Genomic DNA, 13,607 nt, shown 5'->3' with positions numbered 1-13,607 from the left:
TGCGTTTTCGCCTGCGCGGTTCTCGCCTGCGCAATGACCAACGAATTTCCCCGATCGGCGATTCGCATCTCAAGATGCAAAATGCCCGGCCGTTAAAAGGGCGTCGCTCGACAATTAAACAAGACAAACCGGGGAATGAAGTTGAAAAAGATCACCAAGGCGCTGTTGGCGTCGGCTGCGTGCGCGAGCTTTCTCGCGGGCTGCGTGACCGGTGGGCAAGGCCAGCTCGTCAGCGCCCCGAACCGCCCTACCGAAGTGACCGCGACTGCGTATCAGCCGTTGCCCACCGATGTGTACGTCGCCAATGTGGTCGACCGCGACGTGGTATTTGTCGGCGGCGATACGTATATATGGGTCGCCGGACGGGACGGCGTCCGGCAGCGCCAGTTCTATGCGCATGGCGATCGTCGCGCGGAGGTTTTCCATCGCCGTGAGGAACTGCGTCGTGTGATGGCGAGCCATGACGGTCATCTGCCGGGGTATCCGGGTGACGCGCGTGCGCCGCTCGTGCGCCCAGCCGGTCCCGCGCCGGCGATGGCCGCGCACGGACAGCCGCCGCGCGCCCACAGGCACGCTCCCGGGCCGGTCAGGCCCCCGCACGCAACAGCCGCGCACCGACCGCCGCACCACGCCGACATACACACCGCCGGGCCGGTCAGGCCTGCGCGCTCGATGGCCGCGCACCAACCGCCGCGCCGAGCCGACATGAAAGTCGCTGGGCCGGTCAGGCCCGCGCCGGCACCATCGGGCAAGCGGGTGCCGAAAGAGCCGAGAAAGTCGTAACGTCGCCGCCATGCGCATGATCGCGTAAGCGGCAACACTGCGCGGGGAGAGACCGGCAGGCTGGCCTGCCTCCGCCCCGCGTCAGCGCCGCCAAGCCAAAAGCCGCTCCCAAAGCACCTCCGCACACCGCCCGGTGCCCCCAACTCCCCGCCATTCCCACCCCATTGCCCGCTAGAATTGCCGGCTTTGCCCGCGTCGGGCGCGCCGCAAGGCAAAATACGGGTTTTGCGCGCGCCGCACGCGCGGCCGGCCCGGTCGCGAAGCGTCCCGGACCGTCTGGCGGCCCGGCGGTTGCATGATCATCGCCCAGGGCTCGCGCCCCCGGCCGCGCGACGACCCGCAACATCACAGCCCCGCCCGGCCCGTCAGCTTCGCTGCCCGGCGCACGCGGCGCGGCGAGGACCGCTCGTCCTCAACAGAGCAGATCAGGAGCCTTTATGAGCGATTCGAACCCATCCTTCCTCGGCCGGATTTCGCTGGCCGTGGGCACGTTTTTCCGCATTCTCGGCAATGGCGAGTTCGCCGCCGACGTGCTGCGCCTGCGCAACGGCGAAAAGTTCGGCGCGGCCGCAGCGCCCGCCCCCGCCGCCGCGGCAACCCCGGCACCCGCCCCCACCCCGCAACCGAAGCCGCAACCCGCGCCGGTGCTGAAGGAGGCCACCCCCGACGCCGCGCTGCAACTGCTCGGCCTGCTGCAACGCGACGCGCGCTTCATCGATTTCGTCGAGGAAGACATCAAGGCCTATAGCGACGCCGACATCGGCGCAGCCGCGCGCCTCGTGCACGAAGGCTGCCGCGCGACGCTGCGTGAGCACTTCACGATCCGCCCGGTGCGCGACGAAGCCGAAGGCAGCCGCGTGACGCTGCCCGCGGGCTTCGACGCGAGCTCGGTGCGTCTGACCGGCAACGTGGTCGGCAGCGCGCCGTTTAGCGGCAGCATCAGCCATCGCGGCTGGCGCGTCGACGAGGTGCGTCTGCCGAAGCTCGCGGACGGCCATAACGCGAAGGTCATCGCACCGGCGGAGGTGGAGCTATGAGCGACGCACGCTATTCCATCGGCATCGACCTCGGCACCACGCACTGCGCGCTGTCCTACGTGGACACGCATGCGAGCGACGGCGAGAAAACCACCCAGGAGGTGCTGTCGATCGCCCAGCTGACGGGCCCCGGCGCAATCGACAGCCTGCCGCTGCTGCCGTCGTTCCTGTACCTGCCGCATCCCGACGAGCTGGCCTCCGGCGACCTGTACCTGCCGTGGACCGGCCAGCGCGAATTCGCAGTCGGTGAATTCGCGCGCAATCGCGGCGCCGGCACGCCGATCCGGCTCGTGTCGAGCGCGAAAAGCTGGCTGTGCCATCCGGGCGTCGACCGTCGCGCGGGCATTCTGCCGAATGACGCGCCGCCCGAAGTCACACGCGTGTCGCCGCTCGAAAGCTCGGTGCGCTATCTGACGCACCTGCGCGAAGCGTGGGATCACGCGCATCCGGACGCGCCGTTCGGCGAGCAGGACGTCACGGTGACGATCCCCGCGTCGTTCGACCCGGCCGCGCGCGAACTGACCGCGGAGGCGGCCGAGGCCGCCGGCTTCAAACGCATGACGCTGCTCGAAGAGCCGCAGGCCGCGCTCTATAGCTGGATCCAGAAGAGCAGCGGCCAGTGGCGCAAGCAGGTCAAGGTCGGCGACATCATTCTCGTCGTCGACGTCGGCGGCGGCACCACCGACCTGTCGCTGATCGCGGTGATCGAGCGCGACGGCAATCTCGAACTGCATCGCGTCGCGGTCGGCGATCACATCCTGCTCGGCGGCGACAACATGGACCTCGCACTTGCGCACGTGGTCGCGCGCAAGCTCGCCGCCCAGGGCACCCAGGCCGACGCGTGGCAGCTGCGCGCGCTGACCTACGCGTGCCGCGCGGCGAAGGAAACCCTGCTCAGCGACCCCGCCACCGACACCGTGCCGCTCGTCGTGCCGAGCCGCGGCTCGAAGCTGATCGGCGGCTCGATCCGCACCGAGCTGACGCGCGCTGAACTCACGCAGACGATCCTCGACGGCTTCTTCCCGCAGGTCGACAGCGCCGCGCGTCCGGTGAGCCGCGCGCGGGTGGGTTTGACGCAGCTCGGCCTGCCGTACGCGCAGGACGCGGGTATCACGCGGCATCTGGCAGCGTTCCTCGGCCGTCAGGTCGGCGCACTCGCCGAACTCGAAGGGCTCGGTGAAGCCGCCGCGAACGCGGCCGCGCAGAACGCGAGCTTCCTGCATCCGACCGCGGTGCTGTTCAACGGCGGCGTGTTCAAGTCGACGCTGCTGGTCGAGCGCATCATGAACACGCTGAACGGCTGGCTCGCGGCCGAAGGCGCGGCGAGCGCGCGTCTGCTCGAAGGCGCTGACCTCGATCTGGCGGTCGCGCGTGGCGCGGCTTACTACGGCTACGTGCGTCGCGGGCGCGGTGTGCGAATTCGCGGCGGCACCGCGCGCGCGTACTACATCGCGATCGAATCGGCGATGCCGGCCGTACCCGGCCTCGAGCCGCCGGTGCAGGCGCTGTGCGTCGCGCCGTTCGGCATGGAAGAAGGCACCGACGCGGAGCTGCCCGCGCAGGAGTTCGGGCTGGTCGTCGGCGAGCCCGTGCATTTCCGCTTCTTCGGCTCGTCGGTGCGTCGTCAGGATCAGGTCGGCACGCTGCTCGAATTCTGGGGCCCCGAGGAGTTGCAGGAGCTCGAGGAAATCCAGGCGACGCTGCCGGCGGCCGGCCGTACCGCCGGTGAAGTCGTGCCGGTGAAGCTGCACGCGCGCGTGACCGAAGCGGGCACGCTCGAACTCGAGGCGATCCCGCGCGGCTCCGACGAGCGCTGGAAAGTCGAATTCGACGTGCGCGGCAACCCGAACGCGTGATTGACATGAAGCGGTACAGCGTCGGCATCGATCTCGGCACCAGCAACACGGTGCTCGCGTACGCGGAAGCCGGATCGCAGCAGATCCGCGTGTTCGAGATCGAGCAGCTGGTGAGCCCCGGCGAGGTCGCCGCGCGGCCGCTGTTGCCGTCGGTGCGCTATCAGGCGGCCGACGGCGAGCTGAGCGCGGCCGATCTGCAGTTGCCGTGGTCCGCCGGTGCTCGGGCAGCGTCGGACCACGGCAAGGACACCGGGCAACCGGCCGTGGTCGGCCGGCTCGCGCGGCTGCTCGGCGCGCAGGTGCCGGGGCGGCTCGTCGCGAGCGCGAAAAGTTGGCTGTCGCACGCGTCGGTCGATCGCGTCGCGCCGATCCTGCCGTGGGGCGCGCCCGACGACGTGCGCAAAATCTCCCCGCTCGATGCGAGCGCGAGCTACCTCGCGCACGTGCGCGCCGCGTGGAACCAGCACTTTCCGAAGGCGCCGCTCGAACAGCAGGACGTCGTGCTGACGGTGCCCGCATCGTTCGACGAAGGCGCGCGCGCGCTGACCGTCGAAGCGGCACGGCTCGCGGGACTGCCGTCGCTGCGGCTGCTGGAAGAGCCGCAGGCCGCGTTCTACGACTGGCTGTTCCGGCATCGCGACACGCTTGCCGATGAGTTGTCCCAGACCCGGCTCGTGCTGATTTGCGACGTCGGCGGTGGCACCACGGACCTGACGCTGATCGAAGTCGGCCTGACCGACGACGGCGAGCCGCGCCTGACACGCGTCGGTGTCGGCAATCACCTGATGCTCGGCGGCGACAACATGGACCTCGCGCTCGCGCATCTGGTCGAGGCGCGGCTGTTGGGTGGTGCCGGTGGCGGCGCACAGCCACCGCAGCGGCTGTCGGCGGCGAGCCTGTCGCAGCTGGTCGAGCGATGCCGCGTCGCGAAGGAGCAGTTGCTCGGCGCGCAGGCGCCCGAGTCGGCGCCGGTCACATTGCTCGGCGCGGGCTCGAAGCTGATCGGCGGCGCGCGCACCACACAGGTCACGCGCGTCGAGGTCGAGCAGATCATCGTCGATGGATTCTTTCCGCGCGTGGCCGCCGATCAGCGACCGGGCCGCCCGCGCGGCGCGATCGTCGAATTCGGCCTGCCGTACTCGACCGATGCGGCGGTCACACGGCATGTCGCGGCCTTTCTCGAGCGTTTCGCCGCGCAGTCGCGCAAGGCCCTGGGCGCGGATTCCGGCGCGCCGGACGCATCCGGCACAGCCGCCCTGCCCGTTCCCGACACGCTGCTGCTCAACGGCGGCGTGTTCCGCGCCGACGCGCTGTCGCGACGTCTCGCCGACACGCTCGGCGGCTGGCGCGGCGCGCCGCTCCATGTGCTGCACAACGACAACCCCGACGTCGCGGTCGCGCGCGGCGCGGTCGCCTATACGCTCGCGCGCGCGGGATTCGCGCCGAAAATCGGCGGCGGTTCGCCGCGCAGCTATTTTCTGTTGCTCGACGAAACGCCTGCCGGCAAAGACGTCACCGAGCCGGACGCAGCGCCCGCGCAACGCGGCATCTGTCTGCTGCCGCGCGGCACCGAGGAAGGTCACGAGATTCTGATCGAGGATCGCACGTTCGCGCTGCGGCTCGGGCATCCGGTGCGCTTTCACCTGGTGTCGTCGAGCGCGGACACCGCGTATCAGCCTGGCGAGCTGGTCGACCTCGCGGGCGGCGACTTCGTGCGCCTGCCGCCGATCGCGACGATCGTCCAGCCACGCGACGGCCAGCGCGCCCGCGAAACCGCGGTGCGCATCGCGACGTCGCTGACCGAGGTCGGCACGCTCGACGTCCATTGCATCGAGCTGGACGATCCGTCGCAACGCTGGCTGCTCGAGTTCCAGCTGCGCCATGGCGACGCGCAAGTTGACCTATCCGCCGATGGCGCGCCGCAACGCCACCCCGCGCTCGATCGCGCGATCGAACTGATCGATCGTTGCTTCGGCGCCCGCGCGCATAACGTCGACCCGAAGGAAATCAAACGCCTGCGCGCGCAGCTCGAACATCTGCTCGGCCCGCGCGATGGCTGGAATAGCGCATTGCTGCGCGAACTGTTCGGCGCGCTGTGGGAACGCGCGCGGCGCCGGCGCCGCTCGGCCGATCACGAGCGGCTGTGGCTGAATCTGGCCGGCTATTGCGTGCGGCCCGGCTTCGGCTATCCGCTCGACGAATGGCGCGTCGAGCAACTGTGGACGCTGTTCGACGACGGCATTCAATACGTGACCGACAGCCAGGTGTGGTCCGAATGGTGGACGTTGTGGCGCCGCGCGGCCGGCGGTCTCGGCGAAGACGCGCAACTGCGTGTGCTCGACGCGATGGACTATCTGCAGAAGGCCGCGCAATCGCGTCACAAGCTGCCGTTCGATGTCGCGAAGACCGGCTTTGCCGATATGGTGCGCCTGTCCGCATCGCTCGAACGGATTCCGGCGGAACGCAAGATCGAACTCGGCGAGGCGGTGCTCACGCGCCTGAAAAAGCCCGCGGAAAACCATCAAAGCTGGTGGGCGGTCGGACGGATCGGCGCGCGCCAGCCGTTCTACGGCAGCGCGCACAGCGTCGTGCCGCCCGACGTCGCCGCGCAATGGCTCGACGCAATCCTCGCGCTCGACTGGAAGAAGGTCGACCCGGCCGCGTTCGCGGCCGTGCAGATCGCTCGCATGACCGGCGATCGCTCGCGCGACCTGGCCGACGAATTGCGCGCGAGCGTCGTGCGACGCCTCGAAGCGGCGAGCGCGCCGCGCGCCTGGATCACGATGGTCAGCGAAGTCGTCGCGCTCGATAACGCCGACGAAGGTCGCGTGTTCGGCGAATCGCTGCCGGTGGGGTTGAAGCTGATCGGCGGCTAGAGAGCGGCTAGACCGTTTGGCATGACGCGAAGCTCAGCACCGCTCGCGCCGCGTCCGGATTGCCACGATCCTCGAGGCTTTCCGCGAGCAGCGCGCGAAAGACCGGCAGTTCGTCCTTGCCGTATTTGAGGCCAAAATCGCACAGCACTTCGGCGATCGCCGCTTGCTGGCTGTCGGCGCCCAGCGTGCTCGAAATGTGCGAGCTGCCGCGCGCCAATTCGAGCAGGTAGGTCGAGCGGTAACGGTTCTTTTCGGCCTGTCGGCCGGATCTGGGTCCACGGGGCATCGTAATTTTTGTCTGCCATTGTCGAACCCGCTATCTATCAGCCGAAGCTTAAGGAAATCTTACGGACGAATGGCGCATGGCTTACTTGCCACCCGTCACATCGAGCCAGGTGCCGGTGATGAACGACCCGCATCCTCTGTCCGGTCAAAGCCCCAGACATGCCGCTCCAGCCGCAACGACCAGGCACGCGAGCCAGCGCCCGCCATTGACCGCTTCTCCAAGAAACACCCGCCCGATCAGCACCGCGAACACCACGCTGGTCTCGCGCAACGCCGACACCGCACCCATCGCGCCCGACTGCAGCGCCCAGATCACGATGCCATACGCCGCGATCGACACCAGGCCGCCGACGAGCGACGAGCCCACCGACAGCGGCTCGGCACGTACCGGTGTCCATAACGGCGTGAGGCCGCGAATTGCGACGAACAGCAACGGCATCAGCCAATAGGACATGAACATCCACGCGGTGTAGATCAGCGGCTGACCGTCGGACATTCTGACGCCGATGCCGTCGATCACGGTATAGAGCGCAATCGTCGCACCGGTCGTCAGCGCGCTCAGCACACCCGCGCGCGACACGTGCCGCCCCTGCAACGCGATCGCGATGATGCCGCCCGAGATCATCGCGATCCCGAGCGCGTGCAACGGGCCGATCGCTTCACGCGCGAACAGCGCCGCGCCGAGCGTGACGAGCAGCGGCGACGAGCCACGCGCGATCGGATACGCGAGCGCCAGGTCGTTGCGTCGATACGACCGCACGAGGCTCACGTTGTAGAAGATATGCACGAGCCCCGATGCGACGAGGTAGGGCCAGCAGGCGCTGGCTGGCAATGGGTTGACCAGCACGACGAGCGTGGAGACCGCCGCGATGGCGATGCTCATCCACGTCATGGACAGGAACCGGTCGCGGTTGCCGTGCAGCATCGCGTTCCAGCTCGCGTGAAGCATCGCGGCAAAAAGCACGATGCCACCGGTGTAACTAAGCATGGGGTTTTGGGCCGAGAGTGAGCGGGAATGGCATCAGTGGTACAGCAGGAAGGATATCTATCTTGTTGTCGCCCCTCAAACCAGATAAATTGGCCGCCTGCGTTAGAAATACTCTTGCAAATGAAACGGGTATTGCCTCCGCTCAATGCGTTACGGGCCTTCGAGGCCGCGGGCCGGCTCGGCAGCTTCAAGGAAGCCGCCGTGGAACTGCACGTGACTCACGGCGCGGTGAGCCAGCAGGTGCGTCTGCTCGAGGAATGGCTCGGCGCCTCGTTGTTCAAACGGCATCATCGGCGGGTGACGCTGACGGCGGCGGCGAAAGCCTATCTGGAGGAAATCGGCCCGCTGTTCGAACAGCTGTCGCAGGCAACCGCGCGATACGGTGTGCCCGAAACGCTGTCGCGGACGCTGTCCGTCAACGCACCCGCCACATTCACGTTGCGCTGGCTGGTGCCGAGACTGGCGACATTCCGCGCCGGGCATCCCGACGTGGAGGTGAAGGTGGAAACGTCGAACGGACCGCTGGAGAGTCTGAAAGAGAGTTACGACATCGTCATCCGGGGCGGCCCGGACACGTTCTATGGCTATTCGATGCGGCCATTCCTGTCGGAGGAGAGGCTGCCAGTCTGCAGTCCGGCGCTGTTGCAGCGAGTGCCGCTTCGATCGCCGGGCGACTTGCGGCAACACACGTTGCTGCACACCTCGAGTCTTCCGCGGCTTTGGCCCGACTGGCTGGCGAGCACGCAGCTTGCCGCGCTGAGGCCGGCCGCCACGTTGACCTTCGATCACTTCTATCTGACCTTGCAGGCCGCCATCGACGGCATCGGCGTCGCGATGGGACCGACCGCGCTGGTCTCCGACGATCTCGCCGCTGGCCGGCTCGTCGCACCGTTCGACGGTCCGCGTCTGCGGTCGCGCAGCTACTGCACTTACATTGCGGATGAGAAATCTGGCGATGAACTGGTCGTGCAGTTCCGTTCGTGGCTCGAGCGCGAGGGGATGAGTTCTTGAGCGTAGACGCAGGTCGTCTCACGGCAACGCGCACACAGGCGCTCGCCTGTGTGCACGCATTGCTTCAGCACGCGCCGCTCAATCCGGCACGTTCACCGCACCGTTCGTTGCGGAAATCGCATTGGCGCCCGGGCTCGCCGCGATCGCCGGCAGGTTGGCCGTGGTCAGCGCCGGTGCGGCTCCCGGCGTACCGCCGCGCGGTATCGTGTGAATCACCTGCGACGGCGGCAGCGGCGTGCCGTTCTTCAGATGAGCCCACATCAGGTTGAGCGCCTGAAGATTGTAGTAGTGCAACGGCACGAAACGCGTGTCGAAACCGGCGACGCCGAGGAACGCGTCAAAGTGCTGACCGTTCGTGACTTCGTAAAGCGCCAGCTTGCTCGCGCCGCCCTCGGCCACCTGGTTCAAGCCCAGATACGGCCGCGACGCGTGGTTGATCGGCACCAGCGCATCCGCGCGTCCTTGCACGATGATGGTCGGCTTGCCATGCAGGTTCGCATTTACGCGGATCGCATCGACGCTGGCATTCAGGAAACCATCGATCCACCGCGCGCGCAGGCATGCGGCGCCCGCGTAGCTCGCATCGGCGGTCGCAAGCCGATGATCGGCCGCGCCCGAGGTGCCCGCGTTGTAGATGAGGTTGATGCCGTTGGTCGGCGGCACGCCATTGCCGTTGCCGAACACCGTCAGCATCGGCGAGACCGCCGGCGTCACGCCGGCTGCGCCCGTCGGGCTGGTGGTGCCGAAGCTGAAGTCGCACAGGTTGTCGGACACACTGGCGCGGCCGTACGCATTCACATAGGTCACCGCGACGGCCGGCACTGCCTGCGAGTCCCACATCGGCGCTTGCAGCAGGTCCGAGTCGGTCTGATAGCCGTGCTGATGCAGCAGCGCGAGCGCATTGGTGGCCTGCGTCACCGTATCCGCTCCCGCGATCACGCCAGCCGCCGCGAGCGACGCGCAACGCGCGGTGCGCAGCGCGGTGGTGGTTGCGGTCGGCAGCGCGGTCAGATACGGCGCGCCGGCCGCGGCCGGCGCGAGCGCGGCGCACGGCTGCAGCAGGTTCGCGAGCGTCATGTAATCGGCGAGCGGTTCGCCGAACGCGCCGACCGGCACGCCGCCCTGCGCGACCGACACCTGCGGCGTAAGCCGCATGTTGATCTGCGGCTCGCCGACGACCACTGCCGTGATCAGCCCCGACGTGTCCTGCTCGGCTGCCGCGAGCGACGCGCCGCCGCCGTTGCTGACCGACGCGGCGATCGTCGTGATGCTGCCGCTCGCATAGCGCACCGTGCGCGTCGTGCCATTCAACGCGCCGAACGAATCGTTGAGCGCCCAATATGCGAACTGGATCGCCTGCAACGTGTTCTTGCCCCAGTCCTGCTCGGGGTTCTGTTGCGAGTGCGCATGCTTGAACGCATAGCGGTTCGGGAACTGCCCGTTGAACGTTGCCAGCGTGGTGCCGCCGAATTTCGCGGTGAAGAGGCTCGCCTTGCCCGCTGAGCTCGCATCCTGCAACGTGCCGTCGATCAGCGTCACGCGATTCGTCGACAGTTCATGCGCGCCGTTGCCGCTGCCCTTGTCGGTGTAGGCCACGGCGCAGCCGCGCTTCAAGCCCCACTCGCCGGCCGCCGAAATCGCGCCGTACACGCCGCGCGAACCGGACGACGTCGCGGTGACGATGCACGGCTGGTCTGGATTGAAGCTGGTGGGAATCTGCACGAGCAGGCTCACGTTCTGCGCACCGCTGCCGTCATCGGCATAGGCGAGGTATTCCTTGCCCGCGATCTTGCCTTCGCCCAGCGTGTCGTTGCCGTTCAGGTCGACGTTGGGACCCCAGAAGCGTCCATAGCCGCCGTTCGCCGTCATGTCGACGAGCGCCCGGTAGTTCGACCAGATCGCGAGACGCCGCAATTCGGCGGCCGTAGGTTGCGCGGCATTCGCGATGACCGGCGCGCTCGCCGACGCGAGGCCGGTCTTGCCGAGGCCCGCGGTCAGCAGATCATCGCTGTTGCCGTCATAAGATTTCGTCGTTACCGCGCTTTTGATGAAGCCTGGCAGAACGTTGCTTGGCGGCGGTGGTTGCAGCCCGTCGTCGTTGCTGCTGCCGCAGCCGGCCAGTACGATCGCGGAGGCCATCAGGGTCGCCGCGGTAGTGAGCCTCCAAGGGTTGTGCATGGCCGCCGGGATCTTTTTCGGTGTTGTCATCTTTTCTGTCTCCGTCATTTATACGACGTTGTATTGGCAACGGCACCGAACTTATTACCGACCCCGCTTCATCAGGTTCGCTAGAAAGAGATGCTTCGGATGCCGATGCATCGCTAGCGTGCATTGAGCTTTCGCCGGAGTCAATACACGCTCCTACCGACACATAACGAGCATCAGGATTCGCGCGAAACAGCCGGCCGGCTAGTCGGAATCGGCCATGCGGGTGAACCCGTCGTCGCTCCAGTCTTCGGAGCCCACACCGTGACGAACGAAGAAAACTCCGTGCGGATCGTAACGTTTCTTGATCGAAAGCAGACGCGCATAGTTGGCCCCCCAATACGCGGCTTGCCAGTTTTGCTGAAAATAGCTGCTCTCAGCGACATATGCGCCGTCTGCAGGTGCAAGCTTCCTGAGTTCGTCGATGGCCAGAGCGATCAGCTTCGTATCTCGCTGTGCCTTCGCAACGTCGGGCTCGTGACCGGTCAGTCCGTCGAATGCCGGTGGCCCCTCGCTCGCGAGGATGGCCAAGGCGAACGATTCCGCCACGACTGGATTGACGGGCGTTTGCAGGCCGGCGGCAATCACGTCGACAGGCGCGCCGGCGAGCCCTTTCTGAAAATGAAGTTCGACAGGCCAATAGCGCGTAGCGCCCATCAGCGCATCGACGAGTTCGGGTTGGCGCTCGCGCGTCAGCATTGCGGCGGGCAACCACAGCGAGTCGAAGCTGTGGATCACATGACCGGCCTCGGCGAGATTCTGGGTCCAGAAGAAATTGGCGTCTGGCGCGCCGGGCCGGTCATCGAAACGGACCAGGCCGGGCACGTACCGCGCGAGCGCCTTCCCGTCCCAGCGTATCCTCCCCGGACCGGCGACGATCGATGGCGCCGCCGTCATGGTCAGGTCGTCCTGCAATGCAATCCAGTCCCAGAACGGCTGCCACAGCGCGGCGACCTCTTCTTTGCCGAGTCCCTGAAAGCTCATGGCGATGCGCAGACGCTTGCCCGGCAGCAGCGTGACGAGTTCACCCCAGTGGCGATTGCATAGGCGATCGGCGTAAAGCGCGACGAACCGGCCTAGCAAGCGTTGGTACGCGATATCGGAGCGGGCCACGACTGCGCACGATACGAGGCCGAACACCTCCGGCAGTTCGTGCGTGCGCAACGTCAAACGGCTGACCACGCCGAAGGTGCCGCCGCCCCCGCCTTTCAAGGCCCAGAAAAGATCCGGTTCTCTTCGCGCGTTGACGACCCTGACCACACCGTCCGCAGTGACGACCTCCGCTTCGAGCAGTGAAGACGATGCAATGCCGAATTGTTTGGAGTGCGTTCCAAAACCTCCGCCTTGAATCAGTCCTGCGACGCCCACTGTTCCACAACCGCCGCCCTGTACATATCGACCCACACCGCCGGTAACGGCTTCGTAGGTATGCATCCAGATCGCCCCTGCCCCGACGCTTACCGCGGATCCGGGTGGAATGATCCCGTCACAACCGCTCGGAACGAAAGCATCGTGATTCCTGATCTCGTTCATCGCGCGTGTCCATATCATCAAGGAATCCGGTGCGTTCGAAGTGCCAAGATAGGAATGTCCTGCGCCGCGCACAACGACGCGAAGCTTGCGTTCACGCGCGAAGTTGACGGCCGCCGCCACATGTTCGACCTTTGTCGCCGCGACTACGTAGGCACTCGGTTCGGCTTTCCACGCGCCAACCCACTCGCAGGTCTGCGTCAAGACGGGACTGTCGCCGATGAAGTACGGATTCTTGAGTTCACGGAAGAGCGCAAGGCACTCGGCGTTGTCGGGCGATTCACGACAGGGCTCGAGTGGTGACTCCGGTCGGATCAGGTAGCCATCCACCTGCTGTTTCAGTCGCGCCCAGTCCGAAGGCGTGGGCCATCCCGGTTCACCCGGACGCACGCGTCGCGGGTTCTGCGCAGCGTGAGCGGCATCGAGCCGAAGCAACGGCCAGACAGAGGGAAACAGCGGGACAGCCGCAAGCCACCGGATCAGATCACGCCGCTTCACCGTGGCGCTCCTTCACCGCCTCGCTCGATGCAAGCGCTCAGGCGTCTCGTGGAAGCAGTTCGATTTCACCCTCGATCTCCACGGGAATGTTGAAGGGAAGCTCGGCCATCCCCACCGCGCTGCGAGCGTGAGCGCCGCGCTCCTCGCCAAAGACAGCCAGTATCAGTTCCGAGAAGCCGTTGATCACGGCAGGCTGCCGGTTGAACCCGGGTGCCGAATTGACCATCCCGAACACTCGCGTCCAACACGCGATGCGCTCCAGACTTCCGAGCTCGCGCTTCAGGCTGCCGAGAATAGCGAGGGCGGTGAGGCGAGCCGCCACGAACGCTTGCTCCTGCGAGACCTGACTACCCACCTTGCCAAGTGGCTCGGCCAGCGAGCCGTCCGCGTTGGTCGGTCCATGGCCCGAGATGCAAGCCCTGTTGCCGACTACCCGCACCCATGGAAAAGGAAGCGCCAATCCCGGAGGAAGCTGCAATGGCTCCGGTAGGACGTAGCCAAGCGCGTGCAAGCGATCTTCAATGGTCGACATGTTCAG

At 66.8% G+C, this 13,607-nt stretch carries 10 protein-coding genes; 5 read left to right on the top strand and 5 right to left on the bottom strand.

The window, feature by feature from the left end; translation table 11 throughout:
* Window positions 1-135: 135 nt before the first annotated feature.
* From QFZ94_RS20785 to QFZ94_RS20770, 4 genes are all read left to right on the top strand, one after another.
* Window positions 136-783, top strand: coding sequence for a hypothetical protein (locus QFZ94_RS20785; protein ID WP_429459192.1), 648 nt, complete (start codon window positions 136-138; stop codon window positions 781-783).
* Between the two features lie 437 nt (window positions 784-1,220).
* Window positions 1,221-1,820 carry a DUF2760 domain-containing protein gene (locus tag QFZ94_RS20780; RefSeq protein WP_429459190.1) on the top strand — a complete coding sequence of 200 codons (600 nt, stop codon included), beginning with the start codon at window positions 1,221-1,223 and terminating at the stop codon, window positions 1,818-1,820.
* Complete coding sequence (locus QFZ94_RS20775) at window positions 1,817-3,676, top strand: Hsp70 family protein (RefSeq protein ID WP_429459188.1); 1,860 nt, start codon at window positions 1,817-1,819, stop codon at window positions 3,674-3,676. The genes QFZ94_RS20780 and QFZ94_RS20775 overlap by 4 nt, the downstream gene beginning before the upstream one ends.
* Window positions 3,677-3,681: 5 nt before the next feature.
* Window positions 3,682-6,552: an Hsp70 family protein gene (locus QFZ94_RS20770; RefSeq protein ID WP_429459186.1), complete on the top strand. Its 2,871-nt coding sequence runs from the start codon at window positions 3,682-3,684 to the stop codon at window positions 6,550-6,552.
* Between the two features lie 7 nt (window positions 6,553-6,559).
* Here QFZ94_RS20770 and QFZ94_RS20765 read toward each other — a convergent pair whose 3' ends face one another.
* Together QFZ94_RS20765 and QFZ94_RS20760 are read right to left on the bottom strand one after the other, a co-directional pair.
* On the bottom strand, window positions 6,560-6,838 hold the full coding sequence (locus tag QFZ94_RS20765) for a hypothetical protein (protein ID WP_429459184.1): 279 nt from the start codon (window positions 6,836-6,838) through the stop codon (window positions 6,560-6,562).
* A 144-nt stretch (window positions 6,839-6,982) separates the two neighbouring features.
* Window positions 6,983-7,825, bottom strand: a complete 843-nt coding sequence (locus tag QFZ94_RS20760; RefSeq protein WP_429459182.1) for an EamA family transporter — start codon at window positions 7,823-7,825, stop codon at window positions 6,983-6,985.
* Window positions 7,826-7,945: 120 nt separating this feature from the next.
* Here QFZ94_RS20760 and gcvA point away from each other — a divergent pair, with 120 nt between their 5' ends.
* A complete protein-coding gene (gene gcvA, locus QFZ94_RS20755) occupies window positions 7,946-8,836 on the top strand; it encodes a transcriptional regulator GcvA (protein WP_429459180.1) in 891 nt (296 codons plus the stop codon).
* A 78-nt stretch (window positions 8,837-8,914) separates the two neighbouring features.
* Here gcvA and QFZ94_RS20750 read toward each other — a convergent pair whose 3' ends face one another.
* From QFZ94_RS20750 to QFZ94_RS20740, 3 genes are all read right to left on the bottom strand, one after another.
* Window positions 8,915-10,975, bottom strand: coding sequence for a D-(-)-3-hydroxybutyrate oligomer hydrolase (locus tag QFZ94_RS20750; RefSeq protein WP_429461872.1), 2,061 nt, complete (start codon window positions 10,973-10,975; stop codon window positions 8,915-8,917).
* A gap of 270 nt (window positions 10,976-11,245) precedes the next feature.
* Window positions 11,246-13,069 (bottom strand): FAD-dependent oxidoreductase, encoded by a 1,824-nt coding sequence (locus tag QFZ94_RS20745; protein ID WP_429459178.1) that lies wholly within the window; start codon window positions 13,067-13,069, stop codon window positions 11,246-11,248.
* Between the two features lie 37 nt (window positions 13,070-13,106).
* The gene (locus tag QFZ94_RS20740; protein ID WP_429459176.1) at window positions 13,107-13,601 is read right to left on the bottom strand and encodes a RidA family protein; all 495 of its coding nucleotides are present in this window, start codon (window positions 13,599-13,601) and stop codon (window positions 13,107-13,109) included.
* Window positions 13,602-13,607 lie beyond the last annotated feature (6 nt).

The sequence above is a fragment of the Paraburkholderia sp. JPY465 genome (genome assembly GCF_050436725.1).
Classification (GTDB): domain Bacteria; phylum Pseudomonadota; class Gammaproteobacteria; order Burkholderiales; family Burkholderiaceae; genus Paraburkholderia; species Paraburkholderia youngii.
The sequence above is the reverse complement of the archived record's forward strand: the minus strand, read 5'-3'. Positions and strand labels throughout refer to the sequence as shown.

Excerpts from the sequence above, each read along its gene's own strand:
- QFZ94_RS20785 (WP_429459192.1), top strand. The coding sequence starts at position 136 with ATGAAGTTGAAAAAGATCACCAAGGCGCTGTTGGCGTCGGCTGCGTGC.
- QFZ94_RS20780 (WP_429459190.1), top strand. The coding sequence starts at position 1,221 with ATGAGCGATTCGAACCCATCCTTCCTCGGCCGGATTTCGCTGGCCGTG.
- QFZ94_RS20775 (WP_429459188.1), top strand. The coding sequence starts at position 1,817 with ATGAGCGACGCACGCTATTCCATCGGCATCGACCTCGGCACCACGCAC.
- QFZ94_RS20770 (WP_429459186.1), top strand. The coding sequence starts at position 3,682 with ATGAAGCGGTACAGCGTCGGCATCGATCTCGGCACCAGCAACACGGTG.
- QFZ94_RS20765 (WP_429459184.1), bottom strand. The coding sequence starts at position 6,838 with ATGCCCCGTGGACCCAGATCCGGCCGACAGGCCGAAAAGAACCGTTAC.
- QFZ94_RS20760 (WP_429459182.1), bottom strand. The coding sequence starts at position 7,825 with ATGCTTAGTTACACCGGTGGCATCGTGCTTTTTGCCGCGATGCTTCAC.
- gcvA (WP_429459180.1), top strand. The coding sequence starts at position 7,946 with ATGAAACGGGTATTGCCTCCGCTCAATGCGTTACGGGCCTTCGAGGCC.
- QFZ94_RS20750 (WP_429461872.1), bottom strand. The coding sequence starts at position 10,975 with ATGGCCTCCGCGATCGTACTGGCCGGCTGCGGCAGCAGCAACGACGAC.
- QFZ94_RS20740 (WP_429459176.1), bottom strand. The coding sequence starts at position 13,601 with ATGTCGACCATTGAAGATCGCTTGCACGCGCTTGGCTACGTCCTACCG.